Genomic DNA, 18790 nt, shown 5'->3' with positions numbered 1-18790 from the left:
TATGTCAAAAACGGATATAAAATCATTAAACCTGGCAGAATTAAAAGAACTGTTGCAAGACCTTGGGGATAAACCTTTCCGCGCAAAGCAGATTTATGAATGGCTGCATGTTAAACTTGCAGTTGATTTTGATGATATGACAAATCTGTCCAGGCAGTTAAGAGAACAGTTAAAGTCATCTTGTGAGATAACGAATCTTAAGATGGTGGATAAACTTGTGTCTAAAGAAGGAGAAACTACAAAGTTTTTATTCCGGCTGCAGGATGGAAGGGTACTGGAAAGTGTATTGATGAAATACCATCACGGAAATTCTGTATGTATTTCCTCTCAGGTCGGCTGTAAGATGGGCTGCAAATTCTGTGCATCGACCATTGGCGGATTTGAACGGAATTTAACTGTTTCAGAAATGCTGGATCAAATATACCGTATCCAGAGTATATCTGGTGAGAGGGTTTCTAATGTTGTGGTTATGGGTACAGGTGAACCCCTTGATAATTATGATAATCTCGTAAAGTTTGTCCGTATCCTGACAGATGAAAACGGCTTAAATATCAGCCAGAGGAATATAACGGTTTCCACCTGCGGTCTGATTGACAAAATCAAAGCCCTGGCAGAGGAAGAGTTACAGATAACCTTGGCTTTGTCCCTTCATGCACCTAATGATGAGGTAAGAAAACAGCTTATGCCTATTGCGGAACGTTTTGATATAGAGTCAGCGATAAAGGCCTGCGTTTATTATTATGAAAAGACCGGACGCAGAATTACTTTTGAGTATAGCCTGGTGGAAGGTGTGAATGATTTACCTGCCCATGCCATAGAACTTGCAGGACGGATTAAGGGGTTAAACTGCCATATAAACCTGATTCCGGTCAATCCGATTAAAGAGCGCAGTTACAGACAGTCAGAAGGTAAAAATATTCAAAATTTCAAAAATATACTTGAAAAATACAGAATTAATGTTACTATTAGAAGAGAAATGGGTACAGATATTGATGCTGCCTGTGGTCAATTGAGAAAGAGTTATATGGATAAAGCTTCTGAATAAGTAATATTTGTATAGGAGGTGTAAGCATGAGATCATTTTCAATAACGGATATTGGAGAAATGCGGCAGATTAACCAAGATTTTGTTTTTTGCGAAGAAAACGAAATCGGGGGACTGCCGAATCTGTTTATTGTAGCGGATGGAATGGGTGGTCATAATGCGGGTGATTATGCGTCGAGATTCTGTGTGGAGGTCTTCACAGAAAGAATCCGGGCAAATCAGCAAAAAACTCCAATCGGAATGATATCGGATGCATTACAATATACCAATGATTTATTGTTGGAGGAAGCCAACGCTAAAAATGATTTACAAGGTATGGGTACTACGTTCGTTGCTGCGACTATTATAGATTCCATTCTTTATGTAGCGAATGTTGGTGACAGCAGGCTTTATGTCATCCGGGACGGAATAAAACAGATTACCGAGGATCATTCTTTGGTGGAGGAAATGGTTAAAACCGGTGAAATTGAGCGGAAGGATGTCCGCTTTCATCCTAATAAGAACATAATAACGAGAGCATTAGGGGCAAATTCGACAGTAATACCGGATTATTTTGAGGTAGAGCTGGAGAGTGCGGATACTGTTCTGCTGTGTTCCGATGGTCTGACTAACATGATGGATGACAGAGAAATACTGGATATTGTTAGACAAAATCCTGATGATTTGGAATTAACGGCTAAAACATTAGTAGTTAAGGCGAATGAGAACGGCGGTAAAGATAATATATCGATCGTGATTGTTAAACTGTAGAAAGAGGTGAGTAATAATGTTAAAACCGGGAATGTTTATTAGTGACCGATACGAAATAATTGATAAAGTAGGCTCTGGAGGCATGGCAGATGTCTATAAAGCCAGATGCCACAGGTTAAATCGTTTCGTTGCCATTAAGGTGCTGAAACCAGAATACAGCGACGATAAAAATTTTGTTAAAAAATTCAGGGGTGAAGCACAATCGGCGGCAGGATTATCCCACCCGAATATAGTTAACGTCTATGATGTTGGTGATGATAACGGACTTCATTATATTGTAATGGAGTTGGTAGAAGGTATAACTTTAAAGAATTTTATTGAGAGAAAAGGCAAATTAGAGGTTAAAGAAGCGGTTGGTATTGCAATTCAGATAGCTATGGGTATGGAAGCAGCTCATATGAATCATATTATCCACAGGGATATTAAACCTCAGAACATAATTATATCCAGAGAAGGAAAAGTTAAAGTAACGGATTTTGGTATTGCAAAAGCAACCAATTCCAATACAATTACATCCAATGCCATGGGGTCCGTACATTATCTGTCACCGGAACAGGCCAGAGGCGGTTACAGTGATGAAAAAAGCGATATCTATTCCTTGGGTGTAACTTTATACGAAATGCTGTCCGGACAAGTACCTTTTGCAGGTGATAACACGGTTTCTGTTGCTTTATTGCACATTCAGGGAGAAGCGATACCGCTTAGGGAACTTGATCCAAGTATCCCCCTTAGTGTTGACAGGATTGTTCAAAAATGTATGCAGAAAAAGCCTGAGAGGAGATATCTTACCGCTTCGGATTTAATAGCAGATTTAAAACGTTCCATCTCCAATCCAAATGGTGATTTTGTAGTGATTCCTGCCGGTGGTGCCATGGATTCTCCTACTATTACGATTTCAGAAGATGAAGTGAATCATATTAAAAACGCTACAAAGATGTCAAGCGCAGGCTATGATACCTCCAGGAATATATTCCAGAATACGGATGCAAGACGTACCGATGCTGGAATAAAGCAGGAGGAGAATGAAGAGGAAGAGGAACTTGACAGTGTTGATCCGAGAGTTGAAAAGATCATAATGGTGGGTTCGATAGCTGCCGGAGTCATTTTAACCATACTTATTATTTTCTTTGTGGTGCATTTCTTTAAATTGTTCCCGGGTTCTAAGAATAATAATACCCCGGTCAATACCATTGAAACCACAACAGAAGATGAGAACACTTCTACACCAACCCCGGCAACCACTGAAACCGTAGTACTTCCTCCGGTTGTTGGATTGTTATTAAAGGATGCACAGGATACGCTATATTCCAAGTCCGAAACATTAAATGTGACTTTTGATGAAGAGTATTCGGATACTTATGAAAAGGGAATGGTAGTTAGTCAGTATCCGGCTGCAGGCGCAGAGGTTGCCTCAGATGCTGACATAAAATTAGTCACCAGTTTAGGACCTAAACCCTTCCAGGTTCCCAATGTATATAATTTAACCGACAGCCAGGCAGTAACAATGCTTCAAGAAGCTGGTCTGGTGGTACAGCATGAATACGATTACAGTGATGAAATTGAGGAAGGCAGAGTAATTAAAACTACTCCTACCAGAGAAGAACAGGTAATAAAAGGCGATACGGTTACGGTTATTATAAGTAACGGTCCAGAGGTTAAATCCGTAAAAGTACCAAACTTGTTAGGGTTAACTCAGGCAAAAGCAATTAAAAAGTTAGAAGAGGCAGGCTTAAAACAAGGTGAAATAGTAAGCGATTACTCCGATACGTATGCCAAAGGTCAGGTAATGTCCCAAAGCGTTAAAGAGGGAACTGAAGTTGACAATGGAACGAAGGTAGATTTTGTGATTAGTTTAGGTTCCGGTGTTGTGGATCCTCCGGAAGATAACAGTCCCCAGTCCTATGAAGCAAGCGGTGTGGTACTTGATGAAAATCCTTTTGAATATCCTGGTGACAGCGGAATTGTTAAGGTTGTGCTTATACAGGATAATAAGACTACTACAATCTTAAAGCAAAATCTGGACTATGACAGTTTCCCGCTTCCTTTGGATACAATAGTAAGCAACAGTGGTTCCCAGGGTACGATTACGATGTTTATCGGAAGGGAAGCCGAAGGTGACAGTGAAGGCGTTGTTAAGGAAAACGGTAAGTATATAAGATATGAAGAATATGGTACTTCTTGGCCAGCAGATTTTACACCGGTGGGTGAATAATGGAAGGTAAGATTATTAAAGGAATTTCAGGTTTTTACTATGTATATGTAAAAACATTCGGTTTGTATGAGTGCAAGGCGAAGGGAATCTTTCGTAATCAAAAGATAAAACCTTTAGTTGGTGATAATGTTACAATTGACATTCTGGATGATGCAGAAAAGAAGGGTAATATAACAGATATTTTGGAACGTAAGAACGAATTGATACGGCCAGCGGTTGCTAATGTGGATCAGGCACTGATTATCTTTGCAGCCGCAGATCCTTACCCGAACCTTAATCTTTTGGACCGGTTTTTAATACTGATGCTAAAACAACAGGTTGATACGATTATCTGCTTTAATAAGAAAGATGTTGTAACGGAAAAAGAATTACAGCTTTTAGAAGAAGCTTATTTAAAATGCGGTTATAAAGTAATCTTTACCAGTACGTATACAGAAGAGGGCTTTGGAGTCCTGCATGAACTGTTAGAGAATAAAACGACAGTTTTAGCGGGACCGTCCGGTGTCGGTAAATCCTCTATCATCAACCGGATACACCCTGAGGCTAATATGGAAACTGGTGTAATCAGTGAAAAAATAAAAAGAGGAAAACACACTACCAGGCATTCGGAGCTGTTTTATATAGACGATAATTCTTTTATTATGGACACTCCCGGGTTTAGTTCTTTATACATTACTGAGATGGAAAAGGAAGAATTAAAAGATTATTTTGCTGAATTTCTTGAATATGAGGAAAACTGTAGATTTAATGGCTGCGTTCATCTAAATGAACCCGGCTGTGCGGTAAAGCAGGCCCTTAACGAAGGGAAAATCAGTAAAGTGCGATACAATAATTATATTGAGATTTATGAGGAATTAAAGCATCAGAAGAAATATTAAGGAGAGCGACTATGCTAAAGCTGGCACCATCAATACTTGCCGCAGATTTTACTCATCTTGGAGAAGATGTTATAAAAGCAGAAGAGGCAGGTGCAGATTATCTTCATATTGATGTTATGGACGGAGCCTTTGTACCAAGTATATCTTTTGGTGTCCCCGTAATTCAGGCTATACGTCCTATAACAAAACTCTTTTTTGACGTGCATTTAATGGTGGAGGAACCAATCCGCTATATCGAAGATTTTGCCAATGCGGGAGCTGATTTAATCACGGTTCATGCAGAAGCCTGCAAACACTTAAACCGTACCATATCAAGAATTAAAGAAAGTGGTATGAAGGTCTGCGTATCTTTAAATCCTGCAACCTCCCTTACCACTCTTGAATATGTACTTAAGGATATTGATATGGTACTGCTGATGAGTGTTAATCCGGGATTTGGAGGACAGACCTTTATTCCTGAAACTTTAAGAAAAATTACAGAGTTGAAAAATATGGCTCAAAAAAAACAATGTAATATTGATATTGAAGTAGATGGCGGAATATCTGTTTCAAATGTGAAAGAGGTCATTAAAGCGGGGGCGAATGTCATGGTTGCCGGTACGGCTGTATTTCGCGGGGATATCAAGAGAAATATTACGGAGTTTAAAGAGATATTCCATACCTTTGAATAAGTTTCAGCAATGGTATACAAACTTGTATATAAACTGATTCAATAGAAATAGTATTATTGATTTTACATCGTTTTAAAACAGAAAAATAATAAAGCCAATAAAATAGGAAATAATTGCTGATCAGCAAATCGGAGCAGAGGATGAAAGTAAACCGAATACTAATTATAACCGGTGGTGCCATATCACCGGATTTTGTTAAGGAATACCTTGACGGGCAGGAATTTAATATAGTAATTGCAGTTGACAGCGGTTTGGTAACTGCCAGGGAGCTTTTAATACCGATTCATTATATTGTAGGTGATTTTGATTCCGTACCCCGTGAGCTGATTGAATATTACCGCGCACAGGAAACTGCCGTTGTCATAAAAGAATATAATCCCATGAAAGATTTAACGGATACCCATATAGCAATTGATCTAAGCATGGAACTTAAGTGTGATGAACTTGTAATATTAGGAGCAACCGGTTCGCGGATGGATCATATGCTAGCTAATATACATTTATTATATTTACCTCTGAATAAGAATATAAAAGCTTTTATTATAGATGAACATAATAAAATATATCTGATAAATCAAAATATGACGATTGAAAAAAGCAAACTCCATGGACCTTATATCTCTCTTTTACCATTTACGGAGGAAGTAACAGAAGTTACCTTAAAAGGGTTTAAATATCCATTAGTGAAGCACACGATGCACATTGGTGACAGTTTGGGAGTCAGTAACGAAGTAGTCAGTGAGCGGGCAGATATAGAATTAAAACAGGGAACACTTGTAGTAATAGAAGCGAAAGATTGAAAGGAAGACACATATGAAGTTAGGTATAGTAGGTTTACCCAATGTAGGAAAGAGCACATTATTTAATTCGCTGACAAAGGCCGGAGCAGAATCTGCCAATTATCCATTTTGTACCATTGATCCCAATATTGGAATCGTTCCGGTACCGGATGAAAGGCTTAAGGTTTTAGGAGATTTATATAATACGGAAAAGATAGTGCCTGCAGCAATTGAATTTGTAGATATAGCCGGTTTAGTAAAAGGTGCTTCCAAAGGAGAAGGACTTGGTAACCAGTTTTTATCCAATATCAGAGAGGTAGATGCAATTGTTCATGTTGTCAGATGTTTTGAGGACAGCAATATTATCCATGTAGACGGTTCTGTTAACCCTTTAAGGGATATTGAAACAATCAATTTGGAATTAATTTTTTCTGATCTTGAAATAATTGAAAGAAGAATCGCCCGTACTTCAAAGGGTTCTAAGAATGATAAAGCTCTGGCAAAAGAATTGGAATTGCTGGGACAGTTAAAAGATCATCTGGAAGCCGGTAATATGGCTAAAAGCTTTAAAACTGAGGATGAAGAAGAGATTACTTTAATAAACAGTTATAATCTGCTGACCTATAAACCGGTCATCTATGCCGCTAATGTGAAAGAAGAGGATTTATCAGATGACGGAGCAGGTAATGAACAGGTTATGCAGGTAAGAGAGTTTGCTGGTAACGAACAGTCGGAAGTATTTGTAATCTGTGCCCAGATCGAGCAGGAAATAGCGGAACTTGACGAGGATGAGAAAAAGATGTTCCTTGAGGATATGGGATTAAAAGAATCCGGTCTTGAAAAATTAATCCGCGCAAGCTATAACATACTTGGATTAATCAGTTATTTAACTGCCGGACCCAAAGAAACAAAAGCCTGGACAATCGTAAAAGGTACCAAGGCTCCCCAGGCTGCCGGTAAGATTCATACTGATTTTGAACGAGGTTTTATCCGTGCGGAAATCGTAAATTATTCAAACCTTGTGGAAAGCGGCAGCTTTAATGCTGCAAAAGAGAAAGGGCTGGTACGTTCAGAAGGTAAGGAATATGTAGTACAGGATGGCGATGTTGTTTTATTCCGTTTCAATGTATAAGAAAGTGGTGGATTCGTATGGTAATGAGTGCTGCAACTAGTATATGGTTTCCAAATTTGGGTATTGAATTAAAAAATGTTGGTTCCTCCATTCAGGTATTTGGATTTCAGATTGCTTTTTATGGTATCGTAATCGCCTGTGGGATGGCGCTTGGTTATCTGGTTGCGGAATGGCAGGCTAAAAGAACCGGACAGGATAAAGATTTATATCTGGACTTTGCTTTATATGCAATCTTATTATCGGTAATCGGTGCCAGGATTTATTATGTTATTTTTGCCTGGGATGAATTTAAGGATAATCCCATACAGGTCTTTAACATTAGAAACGGCGGACTAGCCATATATGGTGGAGTAATTACAGCGATAGTAACTGCTTTGGTATATAGTAAAATTAAAAAGGTTTCATTTGCTCTTTTAGCCGATACGGCCTGTCTTGGATTAATAACTGGTCAGATTATCGGAAGATGGGGGAATTTTTTTAACAGGGAAGCCTTTGGAAAATATACCAATAATCCCTTTGCAATGCTTCTGGATCTTAGAGATGTTAGTTATGACTATACTGCTCCGGTTTCCTATCTTACTCAAAAATATGCCGGACGTCCGGATGCGTTAAAGCGCATTATGGAAATCAGGGATAATCCAGTTGTAATAAATGGAATTACGTATATTCAGGTTCATCCCACTTTCCTTTATGAGTCTGTGTGGAATTTATGTATCCTGATCTTATTGATTATGTATTCTAAGCACAAGAAATTCCATGGGGAAGTATTCCTTTTATATCTTGTGGGTTATGGTCTTGGAAGAGTATGGATTGAAGGTCTGAGAACAGATCAGCTGTTTTTGTGGAATACACCCTTTGCGGTATCTCAGTTGTTATCAGCGCTGTTAGTAATAGTAGCGGCTGCCTTTATTGTTTTCAAGCGTATTTCAATTACTAAGCGCAAAAAAGCTTAAATAAATGGTGTTTTTATTAAAATGCAAAAAGAATATTTAATAAAGAAGAATATAATATATAATAATAAATTTGATTCAAAAAATAAATTTGCGATAAAAAAATAGATGTTTGAAAAAAATAAATATGTAATAAAAAATTGAATATGTAATAAAAAATTGAATATGTAATAAAAATATGTAATAGTAAATGAATATGCAAGAATATTAAAAAGAATAAAAATGAAGAAAAAAGAATATGTAATGAATTTTTTGATGGAGGAATAGGACCAAAAGCCTATTCCTCCTATTTTTGTCTATATATTGATGAATTGTGATTGATTTTTGCCTTTAACACAATATATTGTATAAAGCCTGAATAATGTTACAAATCGTCGAAGGAAACCTGAATGGCTTGTCTATTTTTTATGCAGAAATACTTGATAAATTCCCACAAGTGGTATAAAATAATCGTAGAAGTGGAGCAAAGTGGAGAGAAGTGGTGGCAAGTGGTGAAAAAGTGGTAGACAGGTGGTGAAATCCATGTTCATGGGAGAATACAATCATACGATTGATACCAAGGGTAGAATAATAATACCATCTAAGTTCAGAGATGCTTTAGGTGATGAATTTGTTGTTACCCAAGGTTTAGACGGCTGCTTATTTGTATATCCTAATGAGGAATGGATGAACTTCGTCACGCAGCTTAAAAATCTCCCCGGAAGTAAAGAAGCCAGACAATTACAGCGTTATTTTATGGCCGGTGCTGCAACGTGTGAAGTGGACAAGCAGGGTAGAATCTTAATTCCAAACAAATTACGGGAACAAGCCGGTTTGGAGAAGGATATTGTGTTTGTCGGAGTCTTAAGTAAAATAGAAATCTGGAGCAAAGACAAATGGGAAAGCAATAATGATTACGATGATATGGATCAGATTGCAGAACATATGTCAGAGTTTGGACTAAGCTTTTAGGGGGCAGTGAATTGGACACTTTAACAGAAAATTTTAATTTTAAACACAAATCAGTACTATTAGATGAAACAATTGAAATGCTTGACATAAAACCGGAGGGTATCTATGTGGACGGTACCCTTGGAGGCGGCGGTCATTCTTATGAAATCTGCAAGCGATTGTCACCAAAGGGCAGACTGATTGGGATTGACCAGGATGAAGCAGCCATACGCGCCGGCGGCGGAAGGCTTTTGGAATTCAAAGATAAGGTAACCATTGTACGCAGCAACTATTCCGATATGAAGAAGGTTGTAACCGACCTTGGTATAAGTCAGGTCGATGGAATTATGCTGGACTTGGGAGTCTCATCCTACCAGCTTGATACCCCGGAGAGAGGGTTCTCTTATAAAGAGAACGCACCTCTTGATATGCGGATGGATACCAGATTTGATAAAACAGCAAAAGATATTGTGAATGGATACAGTGAATTTGATTTATATCGGATCATAAGGGATTATGGGGAAGATAAGTTTGCAAAAAACATTGCCAAGCATATTGTGCGGGTAAGAGAAGAAAAGCCAATTGAAACAACAGACGAACTGACGGATGCGATTAAAGCTGCAATTCCAATGAAAATCAGAATGAATACAGGACATCCTGCCAAAAAGACATTTCAGGCTATTCGGATTGAACTTAACAGGGAATTAGAAGTATTGAATAAATCTCTGGATGATATGATAGGAATGTTAACCAATAACGGCAGGTTATGTATCATAACCTTCCATTCGCTGGAAGACAGAATTGTTAAGAGCAGTTTTCGGAATAATGAAGATCCGTGTACCTGTCCGCCAAGTTTTCCGGTGTGTGTATGTGGCAAAATATCAAAGGGTAAGGTTATTACCAGAAAGCCAATTCTTCCGACAGAACAGGAAATAACGGAAAATAAGAGATCAAAAAGCGCAAAGTTAAGAGTATTTGAAAGACATTTATAGGAATCGAGGGGAAATTGCATGGAGGCAAAGAAACAACATTATCAGTATAATGATTACTCAACCTATGGGAATACCGCAAGAAAATTGCAGGTACTTCCCGGGTATGAAGAATCTGAGGAGTCAGCACCGATACGGCGGCCGCAGCGGGAGAAAAGGAATAGACCCAGACGCAGCCCGGGAATCGATTTATTTTCTGTGTTTTTTCTTACCCTAGCAATCTCTGTAACAGTTTATACCTGCATTTCTTATCTAAAGGTACAATCAGAAATTACAGAGCAAAATAAAGAAATTGCATCTTTAGAACACAGTCTGGTAAAGTTACAGAATCAGAATAAAGATGCATTAGCTAAAATCAATACCTCACTTGACTTGAATTATATTTATGAGATTGCAACGAAAGAACTTGGCATGGTCTATCCGGATAAGAACCAGGTTATAACTTATAAAAGTAACTTAAGTGATTATGTAAGGCAGTACAAGGAGATACCGGAAGTAACTGATTCGACAATTTTAGATAAAATTTTGAATTAAACAGCCGATATATATATTGTTGCCGATGACTAAATTTAAAAGTGCAGGTTGATAAAACTTAATCTGTATTTGCTGCCGCTAAACTGGCATATGGGAGTTAATATGAGAAATACAGTAAGAAATAAAAAAAGTAGAAAATTTACCCACAAAATGCAAGCAAAATTATTGCTTGTTTTTTGCGTTGTTTTAATAGCTATGTTAGGCTTAATTGTAAGGTTGGTTTATCTGAATCACGTAGATGGTGAGAGGTATGCAAAGAGAGTTTTATCCCAGCAAACCTATACCAGTACGGTAATCCCTTATCAGCGGGGAAGCATACTGGATCGGAAGGGAACCGTTTTAGCAGCCAGTGAAAAAGTATATAACATTATTCTGGATATTAAGTTAATGCTGGGAGAAGATGAGTATTTAAACCCGACAGTAAAAGCATTAACAGAGACATTTGAAGGTGTTAAAAAAGACACAATTATGGATTTAGTGGAGAAAAAGCCGGACAGCCAGTATATCATTCTAAAAAAGGGGATTAGCTACGAAGAAGTCTCGGCTTTTAAGAAAAAAGAAGAAAAAGATAAAAATATTTATGGAGTCTGGTTTGAAGAGGATTATGTAAGAAAATATCCTTATAAAACCCTGGGAAGCGATGTAATCGGATTTACCTCCAGCGGAAATGTAGGAAACTGGGGAATCGAACAATATTATAACGACCAGTTAAATGGTATTAACGGTATTGAATACGGTTACATAGATTCCGGGTTAAAACTGGAACAGACTACGAAACCTGCTGTTAATGGAAATACGATTATCTCTACCATCGATGCCAATGTTCAGGGAATTATCCAGGAACATATAAAGAAATATAATACGGAAAATGGAAGCAAGAATATAGGCGTTATTATAATGGATCCGAATAACGGTGAAATCTTAGCCATGGCTTCCAATGCAGAATATGATTTGAATAATCCAATGGATCTGACACCTTTTTATACAAAGGCAGAAATCGATAAAATGAGTGAAAAGGATAGGCTGGACGCTTTAAATGCTATTTGGAGAAATTATACTATTAGTGACACCTACGAACCAGGTTCAACTTTTAAACCATTTACTGTCTCAGCTGGTTTAGAGGAGAATATTATACATGCGAATGATACTTATGTTTGCGATGGAGGACAAAAAATCGGAGGGTATTATATCAGGTGTACCCACGTTCATGGGACAGTAACCCTGGCCCAGGCTCTAATGTTATCCTGCAATGATGCTCTTATGCAGATTGGAGCAAAGGAAGGGAAAAAATTGTTCTATGATTATCAGAATTTTTTTGGCATCGGTCACAAGACCGGAATCGACCTTCCTGGTGAAGCATCGGGTATATTAGTTCCGGAAAGTGGGTTGGGTCCCACGGAACTGGCAACCAGCAGTTTCGGACAGACATTTACAGTTTCCATGATTCAGATGGCAAGCGGGTTTTCCTCTTTAGTGAACGGTGGGTATTATTATCAGCCCCATATAATGAAGCAAATTATAAATCCAGCGGGTGCTACACTACAGAACTTTGATAAAGTTCTGGTAAAGGAATCAGTTTCCGCTGAAACCTCGAAATTTATCAGGAATGCAATGTATCTGACTGTCGAAGAAGGAACTGCGACAGGCGCAAAGGTTCCTGGCTATAAAGTAGGTGGAAAGACCGGAACAGCCCAGAAACTTCCAAGAGCAGATAGAAGACATCTGGTATCCTTTATCGGTGCAGTCCCTGCCGATAAACCTCAGATGGTTATTTATGTGGTTATTGATGATCCTCAGAATGTTGAACCATCAGCCCAATCCAGCAGTATCGCAACTAAATTTGCCGGTGAAATCCTAAAGGATATACTGCCATTTTTGGGTATTTACTCTTCTGATCCATCAGTTTCCTCTGATCTGGATGCGGTTTCAGACTTACTGCCAAGTAATGTAGATTCAAAATCAGCTAATAACAATACCCAAGAGACAGATACCTCTGAGCCGCAAAATACCCTGGATGATCCAGGCAATAAAGGCAAAAACAAGGAAGATAATACGACCGATGACGTAAATTCAGAGGATGATTCAAGCGATACCAGCAATACGATTGATGATCCTGACGGTAACACCGTGGATAATTTGGATTTTTTGCCAGAATCCATGGATGACTTGCCTCAATCGGATACGCAATCTGACAATAGCGATTAGTTTATAAATATATAATCATAACCTCTTATCTTGTGTAATAAAATAAAACGATAAGATAAATGAGGTTACCCTATGGCACGTAATAAAACCTTCAACCGCCGGAATGTGCTTGTCATTGTAGCAGTTATTTTGATAGCAGCAGTCGGTTTATCCGTAAGACTTGGTTATTTGATGATTGTTAAATCGGCTGAATATGCGGCCCGTGCAGAAGATCTTCATGAAAGAGAGCGGTCAATAAAGGCAGAGAGAGGAACCATCTACGATAGAAATGGAATAGCTATCGCCACAAATAAACCGGTCAGTACAATTTCAGTTATACATAGTCAGATTAAAGATCCGGAACGGGTAATTCAGGTTTTATCGGATTTACTCGGACTCAGTAAAGAATCGGTACGAAAAAGAGTCGAAAAGAACTCCTCCATTGAACGGATTAAATCCAATGTAGACAAAAAGATTGCCGATAAAATCAGAGAATCTGATTTAGACGGAGTCATGGTGGATGAAGATTACAAACGATTTTACCCTTACGCCAGTTTAGCCTCCAAAGTCATTGGCTTTACCGGTAGTGATAACCAGGGTATTATTGGCTTGGAAGTAGCATATGATAAATATTTAAAAGGAACGGATGGAACCATACTCACGCTTACAACTGCGTATGGTGTTGAAATAGATAATGCTGCAGAGGACAGGATAGAGCCAAGACCAGGGAATGATTTATATACCAGTCTGGATGTCAATATCCAAAAATATGCGGAACAGGCTGCAAAAAAGATTATGGAAGCTAAAAATGCCCATAATGTTAAAATGATCCTGATGAATCCACAGAATGGTGAATTATATGCCATGGTAAATGTTCCGGAGTTTGATTTAAATGATCCTTATAAGTTAACGGATAATATGTTAAATGGTATAGATTCCTCCTCATTAACCAGCAAACAGACCAACGATCTGCTGAATAATATGTGGAGGAATGCATGTATCAGTGATACTTATGAACCAGGTTCGGCCTTTAAGATTGTAACTGCTACCGCAGCGCTGGAAGAAAAGGTAGTAAAACTGGATGACAAATTTTTTTGTCCAGGTTACAAAATTGTAGAAGACCGCAGAATACGCTGCCATAAAGTCGGCGGACACGGAAGTGAAACATTTGTAGAAGGAATTAAGAATTCCTGCAATCCGGTATTCATGGAACTTGGCGCCAGGCTTGGTGTGACCAATATGTACAAATATTTTGGAAAACTTGGACTATTTAGTAAAACCGGGATTGATCTGCCAGGAGAAGCAAGATCCATTATGCATAAACCGGAAAATGTAGGTGCAGTAGAATTGGCAACGATCTCCTTTGGCCAGTCCTTTCAGATTACTCCACTCCAGCTTTTAGTTGCGGCCAGTGCTGTTGTCAATGGCGGCAATATTGTAACTCCTCATTTTGGTGTACAGGTTAAGAAACCGGAAGGCACTGTAGTAAAGACCTTTCAACATGAAGGTGCTAAAGGGGTTGTTTCAAAGGAAACTTCTGAAACCATGAAGTCACTATTGGAAGCTGTAGTATCAGAAGGTACCGGAAAAAGAGCCTATTTGCCAGGTTTTAAAATCGGCGGAAAAACAGCTACTTCCGAAAAACTGCCGAGAAGCAGTAATAAATATATATCCTCTTTTATTGGTTTTGCGCCTGCTGACAATCCCCAGGTGATTGCAGTGGTATTAATCGATGAACCCACCGGAATCTATTACGGCGGAACCATAGCAGCTCCCGTAGTTGCCGAAGTATTTAACAATGTACTACCATATCTGGGGGTTGAACCTCATTATACCGAAGCAGAGACCAAGGAATTTAATGTAGGCACCATTAAGATGCCGGATTTGGTAGGATTAAAGAAAGATGCCTTAAAGGATGCCTTAAAAGATATCGATTACGGAGACATCTATTATGAAGGTGATGGAGAAACTGTAATGGAACAATTTCCCTTAGCCGGGGAGATGATTAATCGAAATAGTGACTTGATTCTGTACTTAGAATAGCATATAATTAGAGAGTTGATTTTACGAATGAAATAACAAGAGGATTCACTTGGGAGGAAAGAAAGATGGATTTTAAAATATTAATGCCGGTAATTATATCATTTGTCATAAGCGTAATCTTATGTCCGATTTTAATACCATTCTTGAAACGGTTAAAATTTGGTCAGTTTGTACGTGATGACGGTCCGGAAAGCCACTTAAAGAAATCGGGGACCCCTACTATGGGCGGGATTATTATTTTGCTCAGTGTGACCCTTACCTCTTTACTATATATAGGCAAATATCCGGAGATGATACCGGTCTTATTCACTACCGTCGGCTTTGGTATTATTGGATTATTGGATGACTATATCAAGATTGTTATGAAGCGTTCTATGGGACTTAGGGCCTGGCAGAAATTAGTCGGTCAGATTCTGGTTACTTCCATTTTCGGATATTACCTGGTTAATTATACTGATGTCGGTACGTCTATGCTGATTCCATTTACAGGCGGTTTTATGGATGGTAAATATTTAAATACTTCATTTTTATTTATTCCGCTGCTGTTTGTGGCTGTCCTGGGGACAGTGAATGGAGCCAATTTTACTGACGGGTTGGATGGTTTGGCTACCAGTGTGACTCTTTTAATAGCTACGTTCTTTTCTGTAGTAGCGATTGGAATCCATAGCGGTATATCGCCGATTACCTGTGCGGTTGCCGGTAGTTTACTGGGATTTTTGGTATTTAACATATATCCGGCAAGGGTTTTTATGGGAGACACCGGATCCTTAGCTTTAGGCGGCTTTGTTGCAGCGTCCGCATATATGCTTCGTATGCCGCTTTTTATACTGATAGTAGGATTAATATATCTGGTTGAAGTCATTTCAGTTATGCTGCAGATAGGATACTTTAAACTGTCTGGCGGCAAGAGAATCTTTAAGATGGCACCGATCCATCACCACTTTGAATTGTGCGGCTGGGCGGAAACCAGGGTAGTAGCAGTCTTCTCAATCATAACGGCAATTCTTTGTTTAATTGCACTAATGGGAATATAACTCCTGGGAGGAAATTAAGATGAAACTTGAAAATAAACGGGTTTTTGTATTTGGAACCGGCATCAGCGGTATTTCTGCCGCCAAGCTATTACACAATATTGCTTCTGAAATAATTGTCTATGACGGCAATGATAAATTGGATATAGAAGAAATCAAAGCAAAACTGCCGGAAGATTTTAAAGGCAGGATTCTTCTAAAGGATGTACCTGAAGGGCTCATAGATTCTATTGATCTGCTTGTAGTAAGTCCAGGGGTACCGACAGATTTAGATTTGGTTAATCAGTTCAGGCAAAAGCAGATACCGATTTGGGGAGAAATTGAGCTGGCTTATTATTTTTCAAAAGGTAAAATTGTAGGTATTACCGGCACCAACGGCAAAACCACGACTACGACTTTGGTCGGGGAAATTATGAAAACATATTATGAAAGTGTTTTTGTAGTTGGTAATATCGGAGTTCCTTATACGGAGAATGTATTGCAGACTACCGAGGATTCTATTACCGTTGCTGAAATGAGCAGCTTCCAGTTGGAAACAATTGATACCTTTAAACCAAATGTCAGTGCAATTTTAAACATAACCCCGGATCATTTAAACCGACATCATACTATGGAGAATTATATTGCTGCGAAAAAGAATATTACTTTAAATCAGGACAGTAGCGATGTCTGTGTGTTAAATTATGAAGATGAAACTCTAAGAAAAATTGGCAGTGAATTAAAAACTAATGTATTCTACTTTAGTAGTCTGCATAATCTGGAACAGGGGATTTATCTGGAAGAAGATAACATCATATATAATGACGGAAATAAAAAGACTTTGGTCTGTAACATCCATGAACTAAACATCTTCGGACGCCACAGTTATGAAAATGTAATGGCTGCCGTAGCCTGTGGTATATCTTTATCCGTACCTATGGATAAAATTAAAGAGGCAATAACCAAATTTGTTGCGGTTGAACATAGGATTGAATTTGTTACAACAAAACACGGTGTTAAATATTACAACGATTCCAAAGGAACCAACCCCGATGCTTCTATGAAAGCAATTGAATCCATGCAGACTCCTACCTTATTAATCGCTGGGGGCTATGATAAAGGTTCTGAATACGATGAGTGGTTAGAGACCTTTGGAGATAAAATAAGGTATCTGGTTTTATTAGGTCAGACCAGGGATAAAATAGCAGAAACTGCCAGACGTCATGGGTATGAGAACATTATTATGACGGAAAGTTTAAAAGAAGCAGTTCAGGTATGTGCAGAAAAGGCCAATCAAGGAGATTCTGTGCTGTTATCCCCCGCCTGTGCAAGCTGGGGAATGTTTAAAAACTATGAAGAGCGGGGACATCTATTTAAAGAATATGTTAAAAACCTGCTCTAAGCCAAAGTCTATAAAATCAACACCGGATAAAGAGATTATGGATTGTTTCATCAGACATTAATACGTACATTTCGTACAGATAGGAGCAATAATGACAAGAGCAGAAAGGGAACAGGGAAAGCTAAAAAAATTCCATAGTTATTACGATTACAGTCTTCTGTTCTTAACCCTGTTTTTAGTTTGTTTTGGACTGGTCATGATTTACAGTACCAGTTCCTATAATGCAAGCAGGGATTATGGGAATCCAGCCTTTTATCTGGAAAAACAAAGTGCTTTTGCAGTACTTGGTGTTGTAATTATGTTAATCGTTTCAAAAATCGATTATCGGATATATATAACTAAATTACCTATCATAAGAGTCAAACCAGTTACTTTGCTTTTTATGTTATGTATCTTATTACAGACCTATGTCTTGATTTTCGGTGAGAAAATAAACGGTGCAAAGCGCTGGATTGATATGGGACCCTTAGGTCGGTTCCAGCCTTCGGAGTTATCAAAAATTGCAGTAATATTATTTACTGCCTACATAGTTAATTTATCGCCGGTAAAGCTGGATAAATTTAAAGGTTTTTTGAGAGTTGCCGCGTATATAGCACCTCTGATTCTATTGGTTTTGATTCCTAACTTCAGTACTGCCTTAGTAATGTCCTGTATTATGATTGCAATCTGTTTTGTGGCCAGCAGGAAGAAGTTATATTTTATCATAACCGGAATCCTGGGTGTGGGAATCGGTTCCATCTTTGTTTTTTTTGTAAGTTACCGCAGTACCCGTATTGATGTATGGCGGAATGTAGAAACCCATCCAAAAGGATATCAGATTTTGCAAGGGCTTTATGCAATAGCCTCCGGTGGTATCTTTGGCAAGGGACTTGGTGAAAGTATGCAAAAGCTGGGATTTATACCGGAATCCCACAATGATATGATTTTCTCGGTAATCTGTGAAGAATTAGGGCTTTTTGGTGCAGTAGCTGTAATTATGCTGTTTGTTTTAATGGTATGGCGGTTATTTGTAATCGCAATTAATGCAGCTGACCTTTACGGCGGACTAATTGCTACCGGGGTACTTACTCATATAGCAGTACAGGTTCTTCTTAACATAGCAGTTGTTACCAATACGATTCCTTCCACTGGTATTCCGCTTCCCTTTGTCAGTTACGGAGGCAGTTCCTTAATGGTTTTGCTATTTGAAATGGGAATCGCCTTAAGTGTTTCAAATCAGATTAAATATGAAAGATAGGTATTTACTATTACCCTTTGGCTACAAGCACAAAACAAAGAATAT

The 18790-nt window shown here is 38.4% G+C and carries 16 protein-coding genes; all 16 read left to right on the top strand.

Annotated elements, in window-relative coordinates:
- The first annotated feature begins 1 nt into the window (after position 1).
- The 16 genes from rlmN (at position 2) to QA584_RS15400 (ending at position 18745) form a co-directional block, all read left to right on the top strand.
- Positions 2-1045: a 23S rRNA (adenine(2503)-C(2))-methyltransferase RlmN gene (rlmN, locus tag QA584_RS15475; protein ID WP_278269953.1), complete on the top strand. Its 1044-nt coding sequence runs from the start codon at positions 2-4 to the stop codon at positions 1043-1045.
- A 26-nt stretch (positions 1046-1071) separates the two neighbouring features.
- Positions 1072-1794 (top strand): Stp1/IreP family PP2C-type Ser/Thr phosphatase, encoded by a 723-nt coding sequence (locus QA584_RS15470; protein WP_278269951.1) that lies wholly within the window; start codon positions 1072-1074, stop codon positions 1792-1794.
- 16 nt (positions 1795-1810) lie between these two features.
- Positions 1811-4006 (top strand): Stk1 family PASTA domain-containing Ser/Thr kinase, encoded by a 2196-nt coding sequence (pknB, locus tag QA584_RS15465; protein WP_278269950.1) that lies wholly within the window; start codon positions 1811-1813, stop codon positions 4004-4006.
- Positions 4006-4884 (top strand): ribosome small subunit-dependent GTPase A, encoded by an 879-nt coding sequence (gene rsgA, locus QA584_RS15460; protein ID WP_278269949.1) that lies wholly within the window; start codon positions 4006-4008, stop codon positions 4882-4884. The genes pknB and rsgA overlap by 1 nt, the downstream gene beginning before the upstream one ends.
- A gap of 11 nt (positions 4885-4895) precedes the next feature.
- Positions 4896-5555 (top strand): ribulose-phosphate 3-epimerase, encoded by a 660-nt coding sequence (gene rpe, locus QA584_RS15455; RefSeq protein ID WP_278269947.1) that lies wholly within the window; start codon positions 4896-4898, stop codon positions 5553-5555.
- A gap of 140 nt (positions 5556-5695) precedes the next feature.
- Positions 5696-6355, top strand: a complete 660-nt coding sequence (locus tag QA584_RS15450) for a thiamine diphosphokinase (RefSeq protein WP_278269945.1) — start codon at positions 5696-5698, stop codon at positions 6353-6355.
- Positions 6356-6368: 13 nt separating this feature from the next.
- Positions 6369-7466, top strand: coding sequence for a redox-regulated ATPase YchF (gene ychF, locus QA584_RS15445; RefSeq protein WP_278269944.1), 1098 nt, complete (start codon positions 6369-6371; stop codon positions 7464-7466).
- 23 nt (positions 7467-7489) lie between these two features.
- Positions 7490-8419, top strand: a complete 930-nt coding sequence (lgt, locus tag QA584_RS15440) for a prolipoprotein diacylglyceryl transferase (RefSeq protein ID WP_278275185.1) — start codon at positions 7490-7492, stop codon at positions 8417-8419.
- A 519-nt stretch (positions 8420-8938) separates the two neighbouring features.
- Positions 8939-9367: a division/cell wall cluster transcriptional repressor MraZ gene (mraZ, locus tag QA584_RS15435; protein WP_278269943.1), complete on the top strand. Its 429-nt coding sequence runs from the start codon at positions 8939-8941 to the stop codon at positions 9365-9367.
- A 77-nt stretch (positions 9368-9444) separates the two neighbouring features.
- Entirely contained in the window at positions 9445-10338 is an 894-nt protein-coding gene (rsmH, locus tag QA584_RS15430) for a 16S rRNA (cytosine(1402)-N(4))-methyltransferase RsmH (protein ID WP_278275184.1), read from the top strand.
- 18 nt (positions 10339-10356) lie between these two features.
- Positions 10357-10869, top strand: coding sequence for a septum formation initiator family protein (locus tag QA584_RS15425; RefSeq protein ID WP_278269941.1), 513 nt, complete (start codon positions 10357-10359; stop codon positions 10867-10869).
- Positions 10870-10971: 102 nt separating this feature from the next.
- Positions 10972-13074, top strand: coding sequence for a peptidoglycan D,D-transpeptidase FtsI family protein (locus QA584_RS15420; protein ID WP_278269940.1), 2103 nt, complete (start codon positions 10972-10974; stop codon positions 13072-13074).
- Positions 13075-13146: 72 nt separating this feature from the next.
- Positions 13147-15096, top strand: coding sequence for a penicillin-binding transpeptidase domain-containing protein (locus QA584_RS15415; RefSeq protein ID WP_278269939.1), 1950 nt, complete (start codon positions 13147-13149; stop codon positions 15094-15096).
- Between the two features lie 65 nt (positions 15097-15161).
- Positions 15162-16130 (top strand): phospho-N-acetylmuramoyl-pentapeptide-transferase, encoded by a 969-nt coding sequence (gene mraY, locus QA584_RS15410; protein WP_278269938.1) that lies wholly within the window; start codon positions 15162-15164, stop codon positions 16128-16130.
- A gap of 19 nt (positions 16131-16149) precedes the next feature.
- On the top strand, positions 16150-17508 hold the full coding sequence (gene murD, locus QA584_RS15405) for a UDP-N-acetylmuramoyl-L-alanine--D-glutamate ligase (protein ID WP_278269937.1): 1359 nt from the start codon (positions 16150-16152) through the stop codon (positions 17506-17508).
- Between the two features lie 91 nt (positions 17509-17599).
- Complete coding sequence (locus tag QA584_RS15400; RefSeq protein ID WP_278269936.1) at positions 17600-18745, top strand: FtsW/RodA/SpoVE family cell cycle protein; 1146 nt, start codon at positions 17600-17602, stop codon at positions 18743-18745.
- The last annotated feature ends 45 nt before the right edge of the window (positions 18746-18790 follow it).

Source organism: Anaerocolumna sp. AGMB13025 (assembly GCF_029689925.1).
GTDB lineage: Bacteria > Bacillota > Clostridia > Lachnospirales > Lachnospiraceae > Anaerocolumna.
Note: the sequence above shows the minus strand (reverse complement) of the source record. Positions and strands in the feature narration are given on the sequence as shown.